At 50.4% G+C, this 20,918-nt stretch carries 27 protein-coding genes and 1 other RNA gene; 7 read left to right on the forward strand and 21 right to left on the reverse strand.

All coding sequences use genetic code 11. The annotated features are described in order from the left end of the window. Positions 1 to 43: 43 nt before the first annotated feature. On the reverse strand, positions 44 to 637 hold the full coding sequence (gene grpE, locus L350_RS08205; protein WP_003863126.1) for a nucleotide exchange factor GrpE: 594 nt from the start codon (positions 635 to 637) through the stop codon (positions 44 to 46). Positions 638 to 759: 122 nt separating this feature from the next. On the opposite strand from grpE, the gene nadK reads away from it, so the two are divergent. The 3 genes from nadK (at position 760) to bamE (ending at position 3,862) form a co-directional block, all read left to right on the forward strand. Next, positions 760 to 1,638 carry an NAD(+) kinase gene (gene nadK, locus L350_RS08200; RefSeq protein ID WP_022649070.1) on the forward strand — a complete coding sequence of 293 codons (879 nt, stop codon included), beginning with the start codon at positions 760 to 762 and terminating at the stop codon, positions 1,636 to 1,638. A gap of 85 nt (positions 1,639 to 1,723) precedes the next feature. Beyond that, entirely contained in the window at positions 1,724 to 3,385 is a 1,662-nt protein-coding gene (gene recN / locus L350_RS08195) for a DNA repair protein RecN (RefSeq protein WP_022649071.1), read from the forward strand. Between the two features lie 138 nt (positions 3,386 to 3,523). Beyond that, positions 3,524 to 3,862: an outer membrane protein assembly factor BamE gene (bamE, locus tag L350_RS08190; RefSeq protein ID WP_003863121.1), complete on the forward strand. Its 339-nt coding sequence runs from the start codon at positions 3,524 to 3,526 to the stop codon at positions 3,860 to 3,862. A gap of 61 nt (positions 3,863 to 3,923) precedes the next feature. On the opposite strand, the gene L350_RS08185 is transcribed toward bamE, so the two are convergent. Together L350_RS08185 and L350_RS08180 are read right to left on the reverse strand one after the other, a co-directional pair. Continuing rightward, the gene (locus L350_RS08185; protein ID WP_003863119.1) at positions 3,924 to 4,211 is read right to left on the reverse strand and encodes an RnfH family protein; all 288 of its coding nucleotides are present in this window, start codon (positions 4,209 to 4,211) and stop codon (positions 3,924 to 3,926) included. Next, a complete protein-coding gene (locus L350_RS08180; RefSeq protein ID WP_200480548.1) occupies positions 4,201 to 4,638 on the reverse strand; it encodes a type II toxin-antitoxin system RatA family toxin in 438 nt (145 codons plus the stop codon). Before L350_RS08180 ends, L350_RS08185 begins: the two co-directional genes overlap by 11 nt. A 156-nt stretch (positions 4,639 to 4,794) precedes the next feature. Here L350_RS08180 and smpB point away from each other — a divergent pair, with 156 nt between their 5' ends. From smpB to L350_RS24305, 4 genes are all read left to right on the forward strand, one after another. Further along, the gene (gene smpB, locus L350_RS08175; RefSeq protein WP_003863115.1) at positions 4,795 to 5,277 is read left to right on the forward strand and encodes an SsrA-binding protein SmpB; all 483 of its coding nucleotides are present in this window, start codon (positions 4,795 to 4,797) and stop codon (positions 5,275 to 5,277) included. A gap of 89 nt (positions 5,278 to 5,366) precedes the next feature. After that, positions 5,367 to 5,730: a transfer-messenger RNA gene (gene ssrA / locus L350_RS23400) on the forward strand. A 271-nt stretch (positions 5,731 to 6,001) separates the two neighbouring features. Then, entirely contained in the window at positions 6,002 to 6,268 is a 267-nt protein-coding gene (locus L350_RS08170) for a DinI family protein (protein ID WP_000497436.1), read from the forward strand. 255 nt (positions 6,269 to 6,523) lie between these two features. Next, complete coding sequence (locus tag L350_RS24305) at positions 6,524 to 7,210, forward strand: hypothetical protein (RefSeq protein ID WP_144300343.1); 687 nt, start codon at positions 6,524 to 6,526, stop codon at positions 7,208 to 7,210. A 49-nt stretch (positions 7,211 to 7,259) separates the two neighbouring features. Here L350_RS24305 and L350_RS08165 read toward each other — a convergent pair whose 3' ends face one another. The 18 genes from L350_RS08165 to L350_RS08090 form a co-directional block, all read right to left on the reverse strand. Continuing rightward, positions 7,260 to 7,685 carry a tail fiber assembly protein gene (locus L350_RS08165; RefSeq protein WP_032625648.1) on the reverse strand — a complete coding sequence of 142 codons (426 nt, stop codon included), beginning with the start codon at positions 7,683 to 7,685 and terminating at the stop codon, positions 7,260 to 7,262. Between the two features lies 1 nt (position 7,686). Then, entirely contained in the window at positions 7,687 to 8,601 is a 915-nt protein-coding gene (locus L350_RS24705; protein ID WP_050595077.1) for a gp53-like domain-containing protein, read from the reverse strand. Further along, a complete protein-coding gene (locus L350_RS08160) occupies positions 8,601 to 9,281 on the reverse strand; it encodes a baseplate wedge 1 family protein (RefSeq protein ID WP_032625651.1) in 681 nt (226 codons plus the stop codon). Before L350_RS08160 ends, L350_RS24705 begins: the two co-directional genes overlap by 1 nt. Continuing rightward, entirely contained in the window at positions 9,278 to 10,423 is a 1,146-nt protein-coding gene (locus tag L350_RS08155) for a baseplate J/gp47 family protein (protein ID WP_050595078.1), read from the reverse strand. The genes L350_RS08160 and L350_RS08155 overlap by 4 nt, the downstream gene beginning before the upstream one ends. 334 nt (positions 10,424 to 10,757) lie before the next feature. Beyond that, entirely contained in the window at positions 10,758 to 11,282 is a 525-nt protein-coding gene (locus tag L350_RS08150) for a hypothetical protein (RefSeq protein WP_032625656.1), read from the reverse strand. Between the two features lie 270 nt (positions 11,283 to 11,552). Beyond that, complete coding sequence (locus tag L350_RS08145; RefSeq protein WP_032625658.1) at positions 11,553 to 12,578, reverse strand: tyrosine-type recombinase/integrase; 1,026 nt, start codon at positions 12,576 to 12,578, stop codon at positions 11,553 to 11,555. An 8-nt stretch (positions 12,579 to 12,586) separates the two neighbouring features. Further along, entirely contained in the window at positions 12,587 to 13,171 is a 585-nt protein-coding gene (locus tag L350_RS08140; protein ID WP_032625661.1) for a hypothetical protein, read from the reverse strand. 306 nt (positions 13,172 to 13,477) lie between these two features. Beyond that, the gene (locus L350_RS08135; protein WP_032625663.1) at positions 13,478 to 13,657 is read right to left on the reverse strand and encodes a hypothetical protein; all 180 of its coding nucleotides are present in this window, start codon (positions 13,655 to 13,657) and stop codon (positions 13,478 to 13,480) included. Further along, positions 13,654 to 14,316, reverse strand: coding sequence for a Gp138 family membrane-puncturing spike protein (locus L350_RS08130; protein WP_032625665.1), 663 nt, complete (start codon positions 14,314 to 14,316; stop codon positions 13,654 to 13,656). Before L350_RS08130 ends, L350_RS08135 begins: the two co-directional genes overlap by 4 nt. A 9-nt stretch (positions 14,317 to 14,325) precedes the next feature. Continuing rightward, positions 14,326 to 14,676 (reverse strand): hypothetical protein, encoded by a 351-nt coding sequence (locus L350_RS0122510; protein ID WP_032625667.1) that lies wholly within the window; start codon positions 14,674 to 14,676, stop codon positions 14,326 to 14,328. Further along, positions 14,673 to 15,773 (reverse strand): hypothetical protein, encoded by a 1,101-nt coding sequence (locus L350_RS08125; protein WP_032625669.1) that lies wholly within the window; start codon positions 15,771 to 15,773, stop codon positions 14,673 to 14,675. The genes L350_RS0122510 and L350_RS08125 overlap by 4 nt, the downstream gene beginning before the upstream one ends. 56 nt (positions 15,774 to 15,829) lie before the next feature. Further along, positions 15,830 to 16,504: a hypothetical protein gene (locus L350_RS08120; RefSeq protein WP_032625672.1), complete on the reverse strand. Its 675-nt coding sequence runs from the start codon at positions 16,502 to 16,504 to the stop codon at positions 15,830 to 15,832. Positions 16,505 to 16,719: 215 nt separating this feature from the next. Then, positions 16,720 to 19,002, reverse strand: coding sequence for a toprim domain-containing protein (locus tag L350_RS08115; protein WP_408730880.1), 2,283 nt, complete (start codon positions 19,000 to 19,002; stop codon positions 16,720 to 16,722). A gap of 56 nt (positions 19,003 to 19,058) precedes the next feature. Further along, a complete protein-coding gene (locus tag L350_RS08110; RefSeq protein WP_032625678.1) occupies positions 19,059 to 19,277 on the reverse strand; it encodes a DUF4222 domain-containing protein in 219 nt (72 codons plus the stop codon). Positions 19,278 to 19,280: 3 nt separating this feature from the next. Further along, positions 19,281 to 19,502 carry a hypothetical protein gene (locus tag L350_RS08105; RefSeq protein ID WP_032625681.1) on the reverse strand — a complete coding sequence of 74 codons (222 nt, stop codon included), beginning with the start codon at positions 19,500 to 19,502 and terminating at the stop codon, positions 19,281 to 19,283. Beyond that, complete coding sequence (locus L350_RS08100) at positions 19,499 to 19,693, reverse strand: hypothetical protein (RefSeq protein WP_032625683.1); 195 nt, start codon at positions 19,691 to 19,693, stop codon at positions 19,499 to 19,501. Before L350_RS08100 ends, L350_RS08105 begins: the two co-directional genes overlap by 4 nt. Beyond that, positions 19,686 to 20,564, reverse strand: coding sequence for a tyrosine-type recombinase/integrase (locus L350_RS08095; protein ID WP_032625686.1), 879 nt, complete (start codon positions 20,562 to 20,564; stop codon positions 19,686 to 19,688). The genes L350_RS08100 and L350_RS08095 overlap by 8 nt, the downstream gene beginning before the upstream one ends. Then, positions 20,557 to 20,802 (reverse strand): host cell division inhibitor Icd-like protein, encoded by a 246-nt coding sequence (locus tag L350_RS08090; RefSeq protein WP_032625688.1) that lies wholly within the window; start codon positions 20,800 to 20,802, stop codon positions 20,557 to 20,559. Before L350_RS08090 ends, L350_RS08095 begins: the two co-directional genes overlap by 8 nt. Positions 20,803 to 20,918 lie beyond the last annotated feature (116 nt).

Genomic DNA, 20,918 nt, shown 5'->3' on the forward strand with positions numbered 1-20,918 from the left:
CCGGGTAAGGCGAAGCCGCCACCCGGCACTACGGGTCGGCAAATTACGCTTTCGCTTTCGCCACGGTCACCATCGCAGCGCGAATAGTACGACCGTTCAGGGTATAGCCTTTCTGCATCACGCCCAGCACGTTACCCGCGGCAACGTCTTCGGATTCCACCATCGCAATGGCCTGGTGAACGTTTGGATCCAGCGGTACATCCGTATCGGCAATCACTTCAACACCGAACTTACGCACCACATCCAGCATGGATTTCAGCGTCAGCTCGATGCCTTCAATCATCGCCGCGTTATCCGGATTAGCTTTATCCGCCACTTCCAGCGCGCGATCCAGGCTGTCGATCACCGGAAGCAGTTCGTTGACGAATTTCTCCAGCGCAAATTTGTGCGCCTTTTCAACGTCCAGCTCGGTACGACGGCGCAGGTTTTCCATTTCCGCTTTGATACGCAGTACGCCATCGCGTTCGCGATTCTGCGCTTCTACCAACTGAGCTTCCAGATTGGCAATTTTTTCATCGCGCGGGTCCACCTGCTCAGCAGACGTGTCTGGCTCTACTGCCTCAACTTCATCGTGCTGTTCCGTGATAATTTCTTCAGGGGCTTGCCCCTCAGGCGTTTTCTGTTCTTTACTACTCATGAATTTCTCCGCGTTTTTCTGCATTCATCTCGCTAACTTCGCTTATTATGGGGATCAGTTTCCTGGATTCAAGGGAACAAGGCAGATTGTCATCATTCATCAGGCACAAGGACCTCCAGAAAATGAATAATCATTTCAGGTGTATTGGGATCGTCGGCCATCCGCGTCACCCTACCGCATTGACGACACATGAAATGTTGTATCGCTGGCTGTGTGGTAAAGGCTATGAAGTGATGGTCGAGCAGCAGATCGCCCAGGAGTTGCAGCTTAAAAGCGTCAGAACCGGCACGCTGGCGGAAATTGGCCAGCAGGCGGATCTCGCCGTGGTGGTCGGCGGCGACGGCAATATGCTGGGCGCGGCGCGAACGCTGGCTCGCTATGATATTAAGGTTATTGGTATTAACCGTGGCAATCTTGGTTTCCTGACCGACCTCGACCCGGACAATGCGCAACAGCAGCTGGCGGACGTGCTGGAAGGTCACTATATCAGTGAAAAACGGTTTTTACTTGAAGCCCAGGTCTGCCAGCAGGACTGCCAGAAGCGCATCAGCACCGCTATTAACGAGGTGGTTCTCCACCCTGGTAAAGTGGCGCACATGATCGAGTTCGAAGTCTATATCGACGAAATCTTCGCTTTCTCGCAGCGCTCTGACGGGCTGATTATTTCAACCCCGACGGGGTCAACTGCCTACTCGCTTTCAGCCGGAGGCCCAATCCTGACGCCCTCGCTGGATGCGATCACCCTGGTGCCGATGTTCCCGCATACGCTCTCGGCGCGTCCGCTGGTGATAAACGGCGACAGCACCATCCGCCTGCGTTTTTCACATCGCCGCAGCGACCTGGAGATCAGCTGCGACAGCCAGATTGCGCTTCCCATTCAGGAAGGAGAAGATGTCCTCATTCGCCGCTGCGATTATCACCTGAACCTTATCCATCCAAAAGATTACAGTTATTTCAATACATTAAGCTCAAAACTCGGCTGGTCAAAAAAATTGTTCTGATTTTACATCCAGCGCTTTACTGTATATAAAACCAGTTTATACTGTATACAAACACAGTTATGGTTTTTCATACAGGAAAACAATTATGCTGGCACAACTGACCATCAGCAACTTTGCCATTGTTCGTGAGCTTGAGATCGACTTCCATAGCGGAATGACGGCGATTACCGGTGAAACCGGTGCAGGTAAATCCATTGCCATTGATGCCCTCGGCTTGTGCCTCGGCGGTCGTGCAGAGGGTGATATGGTGCGCACAGGTGCGGCCCGTGCCGATCTCTGCGCCCGCTTCTCGTTAAAAGACACGCCTGCCGCCCTGCGCTGGCTGGAAGCGAACCAGCTGGAAGATGGACGTGAGTGTTTACTTCGTCGCGTCATCAGCAGTGATGGCCGCTCCCGCGGTTTTATCAATGGTACAGCGGTTCCCCTTTCCCAGCTTCGCGAGCTGGGCCAGCTGCTCATCCAGATCCATGGTCAGCACGCGCACCAGCAGCTAATCAAACCCGAGCAGCAGAAAGCCTTGCTCGATGGCTACGCGGGTGAGTACGCGCTTACTCAACTCATGGCTGAGCACTATCGTCAGTGGCATCAAAGCTGCCGCGAACTTGCGCAGCATCAACAGCAAAGCCAGGAGCGTACCGCGCGCGCCGAGCTGCTGGAATATCAGTTGAAAGAGCTGAACGAATTTAACCCTCAGGCGGGTGAATTTGAGCAAATCGACGAGGAGTACAAGCGTCTGGCCAACAGCGGTCAGCTGCTTTCCATCAGTCAGAATGCCCTGAACATGCTGGCGGATGGCGAAGACGTGAATTTGCAGAGCCAACTATATACCGTGCGTCAGCTTGTGACCGAACTGACCGGCATGGACAATAAGCTTTCTGGCGTACTGGAAATGCTGGAAGAGGCCGCAATTCAGATTTCAGAAGCCGGGGATGAGCTGCGCCACTACTGTGAACGTCTGGATCTCGACCCGAACCGTCTGTTCGAGCTTGAGCAACGCATCTCCCGTCAGATTTCACTGGCGCGTAAGCATCACGTTACCCCGGAAGAGCTGCCGAATTACTATCAGTCTCTGCTGGAGGAACAGCAGCAGCTGGACGATCAGGCCGATTCCCTCGAAACCTTGTCTCTGGCGGTTAATCTGCATCATCAGCAGGCGCTGGAAACGGCGAAACGGCTGCACGACGTGCGACAGCACTATGCTCTGGAGCTTAGCCAGCATATTACCGACAGCATGCATACGCTGGCGATGCCGCATGGGGTGTTCACTATTGATGTTCGCTTTGAAGAGCATCACCTGACGGCGGAAGGCGCAGACCGCGTTGAATTCCGCGTCACCACCAACCCAGGCCAGCCTTTACAGGCGATTTCGAAAGTGGCTTCTGGCGGTGAACTGTCGCGTATCGCCCTGGCCATTCAGGTGATTACCGCCCGTAAAATGGAAACCCCGGCGTTGATTTTCGATGAAGTGGATGTGGGTATCAGCGGCCCGACCGCGGCCGTTGTCGGCAAACTGCTGCGTCAGTTGGGTGAATCGACGCAGGTTATGTGTGTGACTCACCTGCCGCAGGTCGCCGGCTGTGGTCATCACCACTTTATCGTTAGCAAGGAAACCGATGGCGAAATGACGGAAACGCACATGAAGCCGCTGGATAAACGCTCACGCTTGCAGGAGCTGGCACGCCTGCTGGGGGGCAGTGAAGTCACCCGTAATACGCTCGCGAATGCGAAAGAACTGCTGGCGGCATAAACTTTTTCGGGATCTCAGGGTCATACAGAACAACAAAAACGCCGCCAGACCGGTTTCAAAGTGGGGCAAGGTCTATTATCATCGGCATATTACATATGAGCCGCGTACTGCTCGGGCCCGAAAAGGAATCAAATCACTATGCGCTGTAAAACGCTGACCGCTGCCGCAGCGGTTCTTCTGATGTTGACCGCAGGCTGTTCCACTCTGGAGAAAGTGGTTTACCGTCCTGATATCAACCAGGGGAACTACCTTACCCCTAACGATGTGTCCAAAATCCGCGTGGGTATGACACAACAGCAGGTCGCTTATGCCCTGGGAACCCCGATGATGTCCGATCCGTTCGGCACAAACACCTGGTTCTATGTATTCCGCCAGCAGCCTGGTCATGAAGATGTGACCCAGCAAACCCTGACGCTGACCTTCAGCAGTGCCGGTGTGCTGACCAACATCGACAACAAGCCTGCCCTGACCAAATAATCAGGCGTCAGCAACGCAAAAAGGTGCTCAATGAGCACCTTTTTTGTGTATGTTTATTTGGCTACTTACCGGATTTCTCTGCTCGCTGACGGCGCAACTCTTTCGGGTCGGCAATCAGCGGACGATAGATTTCAACCCTGTCGCCCTCTTTCAGCACATCACCGAGCTTAACCGGACGGCTATAAATGCCGACTTTATTCTTCGCCAGGTCAATATCACGGCGAAGTTCAAGGATGCCGGAGGCCCGGATAGCCGCCTCAACGGTGGCGCCCTCTTCAAGCGTCACGCGCTGCAAATACTGCTTCTCCGGCAGCGCATACACCACCTCAACAGCAATCTTATGCGACACTGTAAACCTCTTTGGCGCGCGTGGTGAACGCCTGAACCATATTCGAGGCCAGCTCTTTAAATATTCGGCCAAACGCCAGTTCGATCAGCTTATTGGTAAATTCAAAATCCAGATGAAACTCAATGCGGCAGGCGTCAGCGCTCAGTGGCGTAAACTTCCACCCTCCCATCAGTTTTTTAAACGGACCATCCACCAGATGCATCAAAATACTCTGATTGCTCGTCAGGGTATTGCGCGTGGTGAACGTTTTGCTGATCCCCGCTTTGGAGACATCCACGGCCGCAGTCATCTGCGTCGGGCCGGATTCCAGCACCCGGCTACCGGTGCATCCTGGAATAAATTCCGGATAGGACTGAACGTCGTTCACTAACTGATACATTTGTTCCGCGCTGTAGGGAACAAGCGCAGTACGGCTAATATGAGGCATAGCATTTTCCATGGTCACACAACAGACAAATAATAACATTTATCACCTGTTAAAAAAACGCTAAGCCTTATCTCGTGCTAAGATAGCGCGTTAGACCTCACAGGACGCAATGAGGTGACTTTTTAAAATCAGATTACCGACGGCTTTACGACACTTATGACGAAGAAAAAAGCACATAAACCTGGTTCGGCGACCATTGCGCTCAACAAGCGTGCTCGCCACGAGTATTTCATCGAAGAAGAATTCGAGGCTGGCCTTGCGTTGCAGGGCTGGGAAGTAAAATCGCTGCGTGCCGGGAAAGCCAATATCGGCGACAGCTACGTGATCCTGAAAGACGGTGAGGCCTTCCTGTTCGGCGCGAACTTTACGCCGCTGACCGTCGCCTCTTCACATTACGTTTGCGATCCTACCCGCACCCGTAAGCTGCTGCTGAACAAGCGCGAGCTGGAATCCCTCTACGGACGCATCAACCGCGAAGGCTTCACCGTAGTTGCGCTCTCTTTGTACTGGAAAAATGCCTGGTGCAAAGTGAAAATCGGCGTGGCGAAAGGTAAGAAACAGCACGACAAACGTACTGACCTGAAAGCACGCGAGTGGCAGCTCGACAAAGCACGTATCATGAAAAACGCAGGACGTTGATTCTGCGCGCTTATTGTACTATTCAATAAGTTAGCGTTTCGGGCTGGTATCGAGGACGAGAAATCTGGTATACTGAGTTCAACACTATTGGGGCTGATTCTGGATTCGACGGGATTTGCGAAACCCAAGGTGCATGCCGAGGGGCGGTTTGCCTCGTTAAAAGCCGCAAAAAAATAGTCGCAAACGACGAAAACTACGCTTTAGCAGCTTAATAACCTGCTAAGAGCCCTCTCTCCCTAGCTTCCGCTCTTAAGACGGGGATCAAAGAGAGGTCAAACCCAAAAGAGATCGCGTGGAAACCCTGCCTGGGGTTGAAGCGTTAAAACTAATCAGGCTAGTTCGTTAGTGGCGTGTCTGTCCGCAGCTGGCGTGCGAATGTAAAGACAAACTAAGCATGTAGTACCGAGGATGTAGAAATTTCGGACGCGGGTTCAACTCCCGCCAGCTCCACCACTTTTGATAGGACTGCAACCGGACAGCGGCAATAAAAACAGCCACTTACGGACACTGACCAGACAGTGCGCAGACCGAGAAAAGACAAAAATATGCACGTGAAATGCACGTGCACTTTAAAAGAACCCCAGATCTCACGGTCTGGGGTTTTTCTATTTGTAACTAAGGGTAACAAAAACACTTCCCTTTCTCGCGCTGCGCTCGCCTTGACACTGTTTATTTTTACAGTAAAAATACTGTATACAACCACAGTGGTTTTCCGGAGGCTTTTATGTTCGTTGAACTGGTTTATGACAAGCGAAATGTAGAGGGACTTGAAGGGGCCAGAGAGATTATCCTGGCAGAGCTGACGAAGCGAGTGCACCAGATCTTCCCTGATGCCGAAGTGAGGGTGAAGCCGATGCAGGCGAACGGCTTGAATAGCGATGCCAGCAAAAGCGATCGGGAAAAACTGAACCGCATGCTGGAGGATATGTTTGAAGAGGCCGATATGTGGCTGGTTTCCGAGTTCCCGACAGTTCGCCAGGTTGGGCTCTAAAATTTGCAGGCTGCCAGTCTCAACCTCCACTGGCGGCCTACATCATGTCTAACTGCTTTCAACCAAAACTACCTGAATGCTGCTCCTTGTTACTCGACAGTGATTTTGCCATTCTCGCGACAGCGATTCTTTCAAAAATGTAGAAACTTGATAAAGTAAACATTCAAAATCTTTTTCTTACTCTAATAGCTAAAGTTAACCATTACTCCAAGGGTTGAACAAAAAATGTCTAAACAGAAATAAGGAAATTTAACAATGCATCTCTATAAATTTTTACCAACCGTTTATATGGAAAGTTTTTTCGAAACCGGATGTCTTCTATTGGGAACAGTTCATGATTTTAAAGATGTTGTTCGCCATGTCGGTTCTAGAGGGGATGATAATGAAGGGCTGCATAGGATAAGACGAGTCATTGATGAACCAGTGATTATTACTGAGGGTAGCAATGAACCAATTGCATCTGAAATGTTTATTGTTAAATCAGGCGGGCGAACAATATTAAATACTGGCACAAAATTAACTCTTTCTAGACGCGCCTCTGATTCGTTTTTATTTTGCACAAGTAATAAATATACAGAGGAGCTTTTCTTAAGATGGAATAAAGAAGATAGCAATAAGGACTCTTGCTATGTCATACATGATCCATTAGCCTTCACATCTGCTATAAGCAAAGTAATAAATAAATATGCACAAATAATTTATGACGGCCCAGTCGCCTACACTGATGACCCAATACCGTATGATTCTCTTATATCAAAACTTGACCCACGCATAACTAAAAACAAAACAGAATTCTCTTGGCACTATGAGCATCGAACAATGTGGGCCCCTGTATTAGCCCCATATGTTAAGCTTTCGCCGTGGTTAATTCATGCGCCGGAAGCAAGAGAATTTTGTCGCCGTTATTCATCTTTAAAGAATGGGTCGATAACTTATTATTAACTTATAAGAATGGCGAAATTAATCGTTTCGCCATTCTTAAGCTATCTTTTTAAGGTTTATCAGGCCATGTGATATCAGGTGCGGTAGATGTATCAACCGCCTCCAGTGCATCCAGATAATCAAGCCACACGTTATACTGTTCCTTCTCTGAATCTTTCAGTCGCCCCATTGCAACCTTCCCGGGCCACTGCTTACTGTTCATATAGTCGTTAGCTTGGTCAATCCTCTTTTGTTTTTCAGTATTGGCAGAGGCAACAAGTTCTTCATGAGTTGGCGGTGGAATATCAGCCCACGACGGCATTCCGTTTTTTGCCACCCTGACCTTACCCTCAGGCGGCGTTGCTGAGTATTCAAGATAAACGGAATCATCAACCTCTACGCCATCCTCAGGCCAGGAGTTTGCATCGCGATAGGCATCCTCCAGAGACACAGGGTAAAACGCGTTTTTCTTTGCACTATAAAAGTAATTTCCCATTTCAATATCCTATTGCGAACCATTGTACGTAGATTGATGAGACTGGTTGCAAACCAGAAGGGATATTCCGGTTTAGTTGCCCAAGGTTGTATGCCGAAAAACCTGTTGTGGTTATATATCCCAATTGGATCATGCTCATTATAGGGGCTGTGCCCTGGTCATGCTCCGTAATAAACAGACATGCATTTGGAAATGTAATATTGAAGTTGACGGAGTTATCCGGCATTGATGGTGTAAGTGGTCCCGCCTTTCCCCATTGAATAATTAGACCGTTGGGTAGCTTGCACCATCCGTTTACGGATGTGGATAGCCCAAACGATGACATATCAGGTATCTGATTCGCCCCGGTTCCTACATCGCGCACACCCGCAGACTTCACACCGATATTCGCTCTGAATGTTGCTGCATCAGGTATATCAGCACCGTTCTGGCTTTTGGCTAATTTCCCTGAGAGGGCATTATTAACAGATGAATAAAATGAAGGGTCATTATTAATTGCTGCTGCCAGTTCTCTTAATGTATTCAGTCCGTCAGGAGCATTATCAATAAGTTCATTCACTACATCACGAACAAATTTTGTGTTTGCAGCTTGCTCACCATAATTACCTGTATGAGTATCTGGTACTGTTGGCACGCCGGTAAAATTGGGGCTTTCTGCAAGCGCAGCGATGAATTGATTAATAAAACCGTTAATATTCCCGTTATCCAGGACATCCTGATTCGTTTTGTTTACCACATACTGAGCAATCGCGGCAGCGATAAAACTAGCCTGACGAATTGCTTTGTTTACCTGTGCACTGGATGCTTTGCCCGCCGTGAACCCAGAGAGCAGAGCGGGAAGGGCCTCCCAGTCAGCCTGTGATGTGACGTTAGCGTTAGGATCAAGTGCGAACGCTTTAAAGTTATTTGTTGCCATTAGAGTATTGTCCCCCATGCTCCAACATCGAACCCGCCGATGTATTCGTTATCCATATCAAACCCAAAGAATTTAGAACCCTCGGATGGTGCTTCTACCGAGGGCGTTTCAACGTCACCGGCCCATACGCCAGCTGCTTTAACGGTGAGATAGCCCTGTTTGATAGCGGCGATCAGTTCGAGAGACACATCAGAAATATCAGTCTCGGGAAAAACCCAGACCGAGATCGTCATGTCCTGGTTGTCGACGATTTGCATCTTCAGGCCAGAACCTGCGGTCGCAGCGTCAAGGATGGGTGGCAGCGAATCATTGCGGCCGTCCCAGTTGTTGATGGCGATTTTTGCTTTAAGAACGATGCGGTATGTCTCATCACTCAGAGTGGTGTAGCCCGCATCAGGATCATACGGGCCTTGCCATACGCCCTGGTCATATCCGAGCCCGTCAGTGTCCCAGCTAAAATACACCCCGCTTATCGGCTGGCTGACGATGCGACTGCGACCAATCCAGAGGCCAAGCGTATCGAGCTGGACGCCGACAGCGGTATCAATATCGAAAGCGCTTACCAGCCCCCGGGTGGCGCCGGTGATATCAATCAGTGGCCGCGTGCTCAGGTCAACGTGATCAAAAAATTTCGGCTTCGTGGCGTGATAGTTGGTGATTAGGTCCGTGTACTTGCTCATGACGTCACCGTTAGAACAATGTTTTCGGGTTTACACGACGCGGATTCGTTGTAGGCGATGATGATGTTTGCCGCCGCTACGCTACCGGCTGATTTGCCAATCAGCAGCTCCTGTATGTCGTAGTAGCGCGCATTGCCGCCACTCACTACGCCGAGGTTCGCCGGAGAATAAATCCTGCTCAGCAGCACATCGTCACCGATCGTCAGCCCGTTGATGTAATCCGCGACAGCCTGCTGAATCTGTACGCCAATTTGCGACGTGTAGCCGTTGAATGCTTTCAGGGTGATATGTCCATAAATTGGCACATCAATAGACCGAGAAAAGCTGATCACGTGTGGATTGCCGTAGGTGTCCGGTACCGTGACAGAAGTTGTCCCGTAAGTTGCCGTTCCCTGCCCTTTGTTTCCCCGGATTGTCTGGGTTATTTCGGTAACATCCCCTCCATCGACGATGGCAGAAATGGAATGAGGCGGCAGCCCGTTGCTGTCGGTTGCACCAGTATCATTCTCGTAGAGCTTGTGACGCGTCACGCCTGCAACGTTGGCGATCGCACCGTCGACACCTTCAAACGGTGTGAGGGATGGTAGCGCTACGCTTTGCCCCTGCCTGATGCGCAGCTCTGCGTCCGTTTCAGCCGGTGCGCCTACGGTGGCCGCCGCCGGGTTGGTTACTGAAGCCCAGCCACGGGTCGGCGTGTTGATAGTGGTAATTGTCCCGGCCAGCGCCGCAACCGCTCCGCTGTTTGAACAGGTTGCAGTTACCGTCACGGTACCGCCGACACCGATTGTCACCGAGGCAGGAAGCCGCCAGATCACGTTATTCGTGTCTTTCACGGTCCCGTTTGTGATGGATGTCCCGGCGGTACCGGTCAGAAGCAGATCCACGGTAGAGTTCGTCGCTCCCCGGCGCGCGATACCGTTAATTTTTACGTTACTCGTCAGTGCTGCACCGTAACCCGTAGCAGGTGAGAAGCAGTTATAAACGGAGATGGCCGTGTTGTTGGCATCGTGAATAGCCAGAGCCACCAGCGCCACCATCTGACCGTCTTTGCTGTCCGGCTCCAGATAAGCGTCACTGCCGTAAATCTGCTGGAAATAGCTTGTCAGGGTATCGAGTATCGTCTGGTAATCAGGCGCGCTGATTCAATAACAATGATAATGTTATTGATATATATAGCTTTTATTTTAAAGGTAGTGAGAATCTAGTCCGTTAACTGTTCTTAGGTGTGCGAATTGCTATCTGCGAGGTGCAGGCTTACTCCAACGATATTCCGGGGCTGTCATGCGCTGGCGGTGCCTTTCCTTTGCGGCGAGCGCTCCTGCCACCCTGCGGCGTATCTCCAGCATGTCAGTAGCGTCTAAATCTCGCCCTTGCTTTGTTACCATCTCTGCTATTGCAGATTCGATTACATCAGATTTCAGCATGTAAGTTACTCATTACCAGAAGTGAAACTTAACGGCTACGGTCGCTCAACATTCACCAGTACCGCCGGACAGTACTTAGCGAACATGACAGGCTTTCTGCTGCCAGCACCTGAGTTAATCCTGACCGTTTACAGCATTGTACCGCCTCACGCCGCTGCGCACTAATCCGCTCAAGACGTAGAGCACCATCAGTAACCCGGCGCGTTCTCTGCTTTCGCTGCTCATGTCGAACTACCCGCTGCCTTTCCCTTTCCTCCTCTGCGGCTATCAGTATTTTTCTGGCCTCGATGTCTTCCGGGTAATTGTTGTACCAGTTGCGTTCGCGATACTGTGCTGGCCTGCTCCTGCTGAGTTTCGCTTCTTCCATCAGGCGCAGTATCACCCCATTGGCGGTATCGCTGCGTGCTCTCAATTTCCTGACGGCTTTTTCAGAAACTCCAAAGTGAAAAGCCACCCGGTGATTACTCATAGCACGGTGCAGGTTCAGTACCGTGCGTAATACGTCAGTAAAGGTCTCCTCCGTCCACCAGATCCCCTTAAACCGGAAGCCATTTTCAGCGGCTGCTAAAACGTTCATTTTTCCTCACTCTGTCCACCATTGGCAAAAAACGGGACGTGCTCACGAACCCTCAAAAAGTCCGCGGCGTATCGATAACGGTAGAATGCGGCCTGCGCTCATGTGATATGCCGCACTTTGTCGGGCTACAGGCCGCGTCATTACTCATTTCTCCGCATTTTGTTGCTCACCCGTCCGGAAAGCGTGAAAAAGTGCGGTATTATCCAAAAATGGCTAGATCGTCGCTTTCAGTCGATGAACCCGCATCACACCGGGAAAGTAAGGAGTTTACTATATTCTCCTTACCCCTCCTCTCAGAGCGTTCTTGAGTGACGGTTTTTCGCGGAAAAGATGCCCGTAAATATTCAACGTCACCGACGGCCGGGAGTGGCCCACCATGTCCGACACGTCCAGAATATCAACGCCGTTTTTTACCAGGCTGGACACCGCAAAATGCCTCAGGTCATGAAAGCGCGCTATCCCGAATTCAGAGAGCAGGCGTTTCATCACGCCGGATGTGCTGTAGTTCAGGCTCAGCCTCTGTCCGTTGCTCCCGGCAATCAGCGGTGTATCCGTTCCCAGCAGCGTTTTATCGAGGCACTCATACAGGCCAACCGGCATATCGACGGAACGGCCCCTGCCGCGCTTTCTGCCCCGGATAATCCCGCGTGAAGTCAGATGGCAGCGAACCTGTATTTCGTCAGCGCTCACATCCCGATAGGTTAACGCCAACACTTCGCTGATACGCAGGCCGCAAGCCGCGCCCAGCCAGATAGCAATCCTTTCGCGCCGCTCTGCGCGATCCAGCATGGCTAACACGGTATCTTCATCCGGGATTTGCCACGGCCTGTCTGCCGGCGAACGGCTCTGACGAACCGGATTATGCGCAATCATCCCGGACCGCATGAGATAAGCAAAAGCCGCGCCGATGTACACAAGCGACTGTCGGTTAAGCCGCTCGCTAAGCTGGCGTGAAGTGATTTTATTCAGGTTTTTATTCAGCAGGTCAGACGGAAGGTTTAACAGGCAATAGCGGTAGCGGTCGTAACTGGTTGCCCTGATCCTGTTCCGGTTCAGCCTGTCACGCTGATATCCCAGCCAGAACCAGGAAAGTTTCTGCAGCGTCCAGCGTTTTACCGCCTCCGCATTGTCTGCCGTTCGCCAGTCGAGGGCTGCCACTTCCAGTTGATACAGCAGCGCCGCCGCATCGTCGATGCTGTGAAAGGTATTGCGTCGCCCGGTGCGGGTTTCTTTATCCAGCCAGTTAACGACATAACGCAGGCGCTTTCCGGCGCCAATCTCACGGATAGATGCCATGTTTCCCCCTACACACCCTGCAAAGGTAATTCCAGAGGACACCAGCTAAACACTGCTACCGGATGCTCATCGTTTCGCTGGCGGATCATGTTGATGAGAATATCCGCACGGGGTGATGACCTCATAATCGCGGCCAGCGTGGCTATTTTTGACGCCTCCGGGTTTCTCGCCTGATATTCGCCAATTTCAGCGCCCACAAGAGTTTTCAGCAATACATCGCCCTCCATGTCCGGATTTTCCCGCCGCATCTGGTCAAACTCTGCAGCGGCCGTCCGGCGGATAGGTATGTAAATCCGATCCTCTAAATCGCGTAATTTTCGGTGCGCATGCATCAGTACAGTGCCTCGTTTACCGCCCTCCTTCAGTTCCCCGAGTAATCCGGCGATGCGGCCACGAAATGCGGACACCTCGTCCTGTGGTACAGGCGAATCAGGAATATAGCTCTCCAGAAGCGCTAACCTTGCCCGTATACGTTCTACAGCAGACACATTATTACTTACCGCTTCATCGGCCAGCACCTGCCTGTATGCAGGTAAACTTTCAATTTCCTGCGTATCAGAGCTGGTGTTTGCATTAGTAACACTATTTTTCATTTTAAGTTACCGTTCTCTCGGTCTGACATTTAATACGGCTAACTCGATGGTTATTTTTTGCTCGTAAAACGCCATGAATCACCCAAATTAAAATGATACTAAATTGTTAACGCATATTCTTTTTGGGACTATAAAAATGATTTTTATGTCTTTCCCATTGCATTTAGGACGTGTTTTAGAGAACTTGCTCTCAAGGTGTTCATGGTATTCATATTCGCGATATTAATCATAATATTCATATAGATAAAGCATGAACACCAGTATTCATAACCCTTCATAAGTGTACATAGGTGTTCATGCCCGCCGTTATTTACATAACATTTTATTAACAGTAAATCCGTATGAACTTCTCTGCAATTGTCTTTCTACAATGGTGCTGTTGCTGTCGAGGTGTGGCTGGCTGTTTAAATCATCCTGCCATGTACGAACATTCTCTTTTTCTTCTGCCTCATGCTTTTGAGGCTTAATCTTTTCGATGTTACTCATTGTGGTTTTCCTGTATTGCTTCCGCCGGACTGTACGCCGCCGTGAGTATGATTAACCTGGCTAATACCGTTAGCAGTCTGGTCGCCAGTGGAAGTTATCGAGCCGTTTACCTGTACTGGCCCGTTAAGGGTGATCTGTGGGCTGGTAATAGTGATAGCCCCACCAGCGGCCACTTCAACGAATGCCGAACCATCATCAGTGCGAAGTTGTGCAGCGCTGGTGCTGATACCGCTGATTTTTCGCGCCTGCGACTGCGGACCCGGTATAACGAACGCATCAGACAGATCCAAAACTCTCCCGTCAGCCCTCTCCTGTACACCGCCGTTCTGCCACCAGAAATCAATACTACGCGACGAAAACACAATCAGGCATTCATCACCTTCTTTAACCGGGAAAGTCAGCGTAACGCCGCCACCGCGCGGGAAAACCACGGGCAAATCCTCAAGGATCGGATGGCGAACGGATTCATACTGGAAATCCTCAACCATTGTGCCGGCCTTTGTCATTCTTGCCGTAATGGCTATATCAACGTCGCAGGTGACAGTTTCCGGGTCGAATGAACGAATAACTCCGGGTAACGCATTGGTCACAGCTGCTTTGGCGTTATCCTGTACAAGCTGTGCTACATCCTGCTCGTCTGCAGGTCGAATGAATGGCATAGTCTCCCCTCACTCCTTCACGCGCTTACAATCAAATGTGCCAATTATCCGCCCCTGATTCAGGTTTGTGCGGATAAGCTCGACGTTTAACCAATGCTTTTTGCTGCCGTCAGGATGAATATATTCAAACCCATACAGATTCCCATCACTAGCAGGCATGAGCGTCATCTCGACTTTCATTCCATTTTGTCCAAGCTCAGTAATCTTTTGCGATGTGACCATTTCACCGTTTATCTCAGTCATTTCCCCTACTCTGGCAACCAGTGTAAAATTTCCACATTGAGTAGTTACGACGCTATTCGCTTCTGCCATACCGTTATATGAAATGACAACAGCCAGTAGGAAAAGTAGTTTTTTCATTCCGCTCCCCATCTATCATTTGTTGATTGTGAATATAGATCCGTATTGCCTCTCGCCTCGCACGCCAAATCCATATACCATGCTTGGCCTCGCGTGTCGCCTGTGTAACTGATATACCTGACCTTATACACACCATCAGTTGCTACACTGGCAGGCTGAGAAGTTGGCGGCGCTTCAATATATTGGCCTTTATCATCCTTGATATTTCCAATGGGGATAAGGTTGCCGTTTGTTTCTTTCTCAGAAAACCGCCCACTGTAAATATCCTGACGGGATAGCGCGGTACGATATACAGAAGCCTGATCCAGCTGAATGAGCCCGTTCAGGTGTATCTGTGGATTAATCAGACATTTGACATTAACACCTGCGCCGATTGTCTGTTGTGGCATGCCGATAAGCCCAGTATTAGCGTTAAGAACCACCGCTTCATGAGTCGCCTTGTCTCTGGAAACAATATCGACTTTTCCATAGTTGAATTTCCAGGTGGCTTTGCACTGCGCGGCCACTTCATCGAGATAGTTGTGAACATAGCCAAAAAGTGCTCGACCGCGAGGAAATACCGTTGGTGGAAATTCAGGAACAATACCGCGAGAAATACCGTAAGGCTCCAGATTGATCATTAGCGCCTCATAAATATCTTTCGTGGTATACCCCTTACTAATATTTGTGTTTATAAATGCGCTGGTAAATGCCTCCAAAGAATCACAGGCTTGCACCTGAATCCACGAATCAACGCCATTATCTTTACCTGTCCAAGTAAAACGTATATCACCGCTGAAAATGACGCCGTGGTTTACACCGTTAACCTGTCCCACTTCGCTTGCTGATATTTCACGCGCGATACCCACATCACTCGCCCTTACATCCGGTGCAAGACCGTCATACCCCGTAATCATGACGATTTTTGCAAACTCACGTTGCATAATCCGATTTTGCGTGTGCGAGGAAAGGTTGTAAATCTTAACAGTGGCTACAGCAGGCCATTTGTTATCGTTACGCTCTATTTGAAAAGTAACTTTGAAGTCACTCAGGCTGACCCCTTGCCCGTTCTCTCCCACAAGTTGTAGTTCGAAATGCCTCATCCAGTTTTTTGACATAATTGGTTCTCTATATTCAAAAAGAAAAAACCCGGCCTAATCGCCGGGCGTGAGAGTTAATAATGAGCATATGGGCGCATGTGCTTATCGATGGTTTTTTGTCTTTCCTTCTCATCGACTTTCTGCTGCTCCCAGTGCTGATCAAGCTGACGTTGAAGCTGAATGTTTTTATTCACATCAGCATCGAAATCCCGGCGCTTTTGAGCTGCTTCTTTAGCATTGATACTAGGGATATATGGTTTCGATTTGATGTTGTTCGCCTCCATGTATTCCCCGGCAATTTCCAGTAACGAGACAGCCTCACTCCGTGGAATATTGTCAGGCAACGTATAGCCGGAAATGGCTTTCAGAACAGCAATGGGCACAAAGCGAAGTGCCTCAATGGCGATGTTTTCCGGGTTGCGTTCAACGCCAACCGTGAAATCTGGCACGGCTTTCCATACTGACTTGAGAAACTCAGCATGGGATTGAGGCGGCTGGCCTGAGCCTGCAGGCTGCTGATCGCCAGTTCTTTTCTTTAGCCGGTCTGCTGTTCGGTTAGCAGCTGCTGCACGATTTTCAGCGGCGATAATCCGATCGTTAGCCGCAGCCAATGCTCTCACGATGGATGTCATGAAATCAGCAGATGCGGGGTCTGTAGGGAATTGAATCTCCGTATCATTATCAAAATTTGCAGTAATGATTACGCCAGATCCGGAAGGGGTCGCATTAAAGCGAGTCATGTTTGGCATGGTCAAATTGTCCTGTAACCTCGACGGGATTGTCGGTATGAATATTATACACGCAAACCATAAAATCAGATACAAAACATAACATCAACCACAAAAAGTGGTAAATAGGTGTAGAGTTCTGCTATTCTGTATTCGTGGGTACGGAATCCCCCACCGATTGCACAATCGTGATACTAAGCAAAGCCCGCGCCTTCCTTCGCGGGCTTTTTATTTGCTTACTTCTTCGTCGGGTTGGGATAAGGCTGTGGCAGCCAGTCCTCAGCACTTCCTGAAAGTTCCACGTTGGTTACAACTCCTCGCGTCTTTCTCTCTTTCCGGTATTCGTGATTAAACTCGCGCATTGCGCTCTCCATGCCCTCAGCGAATTTATTAAGGGTTAGCGGCTTATCGAATCCGTTAGCCTCCAGAAAGGCCAGATACGCATGATAGAGATACACGCGCGGGTATAGTGGCGGATTGCGGTTCCCTACCAGCATTCCCGTACACTCTGACAGCTTTTCAAGGTATGCGCAGAAAGCATAAAGCGGGTCTGTTTTCTGTTTAACCTCCAGCGCTTCCTCACTGTTCCTCTGTTCCAACAAAAGCGCCCTTGCTTTCTCTGGATCAGAAAAGTTAGCCAGGAGCCGGCGGACAATAACCGGGATTTCTGCGGATATCTTTTCCGACAAATCGGGGTCTTTGTCTTCCTCTCGAACCCGGTTATTAAACTGAAAAATAACCCTACGGCGGGCAACGCCTCCGGCTCGTTCAGTGAAAATCATCGGAGTGTTGTTTGTAGCGACTACAACGGCCCTCAGAACGGCGGTGTACTGGTGTTCATGCTTCGGGTCAATCTCTACGGCATCGCCGCCCGTAATCGCTTTTATACCCGTTCCCTCGCCTGAATATTTTGGCTGGTCTGGTAGGGTTATCATACTTTTGCCTACGAACTGCGCCCGACCTCTGGCGCTATCCAGTGCGGCCATATTTCCGCTGGCCGTGTTGTGTTCGCCAGCCAGCATAGTAGCAATGTGAGTGAAAACGCTTTTGCCGCTACCTCCCTCCCCGGTTATCTCAAGAAAAAGCTGCCAGTCGTAGCGGTTCGCCAGCACCATAAAAAGCCCAGCGGCGATCCGCTTCATTTTAAGTGCGTCTCTTCCTGCTGTGTAACTTAGCCATTTATGGAAGTTTGGCGCATGGTCATGAAGGTTTTCACCAGGCTCCGGCGGCGTATAGATCACGCCGTTATCGTTAGTGAGCCAGTTGTGTAATGAATGCTGCGAGAAAGTCCCGGTTTCCATGTCGTACACGCCATTTTTGAACGGGATCAGGCTGCGGCGAGGTTGGCCCATAACCGGAATAACAATCTTCAACGCTTCAATAACGTTGTTTACTGAACGTTTGCTGAAATTAGTCTGATTTTCGTTGTAGATAGCTACCATTTCGCGGCTTAGTTCTAATGGTGCCGCTTTTATCCATACTCCTTCGCGGTACAGATACACAGCCTCGCTCTCTGCGTGAATGGCTATGCCCTCGTAGCGGTCTGCCAGCATCAGCGCTTTTTCATTATCCGCCATCTGGATCAGGTTGAGTTCTCCGCGCCCGCGCTTTTTACCGCCATCGACTACTTTAAGTTTTGCGCCCACACTTTCCCCCTCCGGCTGATACATCGAATCGTTAAATGCTGCTATAGCGGCTTCCAGTCCGTTTTGTCGGTGGTAGTCGTTCCAGTCCGCCTTGCAGTCCACAGGGGGCAAAGAAACCCAGCCAGCAACGGCTTTAGCGGCTTTCTCTGCACACTCCTTACCTGTGTTAACTTTCACTTCTCCGCTTCTGTCACTTTCGGCGCACTGGTCATTATCTGCAGCAATGATGATCCACGCGTTCTGGTATTTTTTGCGCATCACCTGAGCAACGGGCAGCAGGTTCCCGGCGTCAATAGCTGCGATAATTGTCGCCTCAGTGCGGAACTGCTGAACCGAAAGCGCCGTTGCCAGCCCTTCGGCGATAATCACCGTTTCCGACGTTGCGCCGGAATTAACCACGCAAAAAGAGCCTTTCTTCACCGTTCCGGCCACCAGCCGCTTACTGCCATCAGGTTTAATCACCTGTGCGCCAGTCGCCGCACCAGCACCGTTTTTCAGCACCAGCAGCAGCGATCCGTCGGACAGCATCGGGAAGGGGCATTGAAGCCCCTTTGATGTAAGGTAAGCAGACTGCCCCGGAGAGGCTTTCGCGGCCAGCGCCGCAACTTTCCCGGCGATATCCGTTTGAGGCTTCTCTCTGGCTTGCTTCGGTTCCGGCATAGGCAGCGACATAGCTTCGGCCACCAGCTCAGCCGCTTCTCTCGGGCCGCACTGGTTGACCTTCATCACCAGATCCAGCCCAGTACCCGCACCACAGTGCGAACAGAAATAAGTTCCCCGGTTATCTTTATTGTCGAACCGGTAGCGAGTGTTGCCACCACACGCCGGACATGGCCCTTCTGCGCTGTTTGTAGGAATGGCAAGGCGCTCCATAATTGCAGGCCAGTTATTATTAGCCCTGCTACGAATTTCATTAATGAAATTATCTTTCACGGCATCACCTCGCCTACCAGATTAAATTCTTTGATAAATCGTGATTCATTCAGAGTGCATGGAGATAAATAACCATCACGAATAAATGTCACTCTGTTGAATCGGTAACTTTCGACCGTCACAATATCTCCCCATCCATCACGCCATTTATCGCCGTGTCTGATTTCAGGCTGAGTTAACCCGCTGGCAATTAAGCCAGATTTTTTCTTTTTCATTGGTTACACCCCTGTATTCGGCTTGTAAGCGTCCCGAACTTTCACCAGCTCAATAATGCCGTCATGCAGTAGCGACATGACTGCACTCACTTTGCATGCCTCTGCGTGGCGTTCAGCGTCATTAGGAATGCTGTCGATCCACATACTCAGAACCGCCATAGCTTCTTCACTGGAATTAAGCGCACTTTCTGCATGAAGCAGGACTTCAAAAGGAATCTGTTTCATTTCTTATCTCCCTTACCCAATTCGGCAATTAATGCGCGGTGTATTTCATGATTGAAGTCACACGCAATGGAAATCAGGTTTAGAAGCGTGACAGAGCATTCATCTGTGGCTTTCTCCAGAATAGTTTCGTAGAGCGATGCGGCCAGTGCAGATTTATATTCGGCCTGGATCAAACTGATTGACTCACGCATTAGATACCTCCATTGCCAGGCGAGACTGAATCGCTGCGGCTTTGCTGCCTAACTGCAGATAGGTACGAGTTATCGCTGGGTTGCTATGCCCAAGCATTTCAGAGGCAATTAAAAGCCCCTGCTCGCCACCGGCTGACATGAGGTTAAATGCTGCGATCTTCCGGCTTGAATAGGCACTTAGGCGCAATTTTGTATTGATAAAGCGGGTAAACCACGCCATCACGCTTTGGAGTTTTCGCCAGATGGTCTGGCGGGTAACGCTACCTTCCAGACACTGGCAACGGTTACTTTCGATTTGAGAGCGGGAAAATATCAGGTCGTCCTCTACCAGATTCCGATCCTGACGTTCGCGAAGCCGTTTGATGATGCCCGGCGGTAACTGTTTGGTGTCGTGCTTAACGTCTGCTTTAGCCACCAGCCCGAATACTATCGCCTGTTCTTCGTCGGTCATATCCGCTGCCAGCGCATCACAGTTGATGCTGTCCCACTTCATGTAGGCGATATGGTCAGCGGCAAGCCTCGCGGCGTCCTTGCGCTGCTGGCGCACGATTTCAATGCCTTTGCGGGTCGCCCGCGCTTCGGCAGCTTTGGTCTGTTTGGCAACGATAATTGTCGCCTGCCCCGTTTCCCAATTGATGCAGGAATAGCGCAGGTTGCAAACGTCGCTGGTACGCCAGCCGGTTACGGTCGCAATGTCCCACCAGAGCAGCACCCAATCCGGTTGTGTCTGCTGTATGCGTTCGCGTAGCTTGCGCTGTTCGTCACGGTCATAAACTGGCGTCATTGTGCGACTGCCCTTTGTGCTTGCCGCTTTAACGACATTGCCGCGCAGTTCACGGGCTTTGGCTGTCAGTGTCTGGAGGTTAAACATTGTGCACCTCCAGCATTTCCGGAGTCAGGAGGTTCAGGCCATAAGATCCACAGCCAGAATCACGCAGGCTGCTTTCAGTGCGGATTTTTGCGGCAAAGGTCAGATTCCAGCATGGAAAGGTATCGCGGGCTTCTTCTTCGGTATCAGCCATTGTGCGCAATACGATTGGTGTGCAGTCGTGTTTTTTCGGTGTGGCCAGAAACAGCCAGGTATATTTGGGGCAGGTTGGTTTAGCCATTTTAGCGGCTCCTATGTCGAATGAAGGAGTCTCGCCAGATGCTGCTAAACATGGGTGGCGAGACGTGACGGGGTTAGCAGACTGGTGACATAGAAACCAGCAGGCCGAAGCCTCCC

The organism is Enterobacter sp. MGH 4 (assembly GCF_000534735.1).
In the GTDB taxonomy this organism is placed as follows: Bacteria; Pseudomonadota; Gammaproteobacteria; order Enterobacterales; family Enterobacteriaceae; genus Enterobacter; species Enterobacter intestinihominis.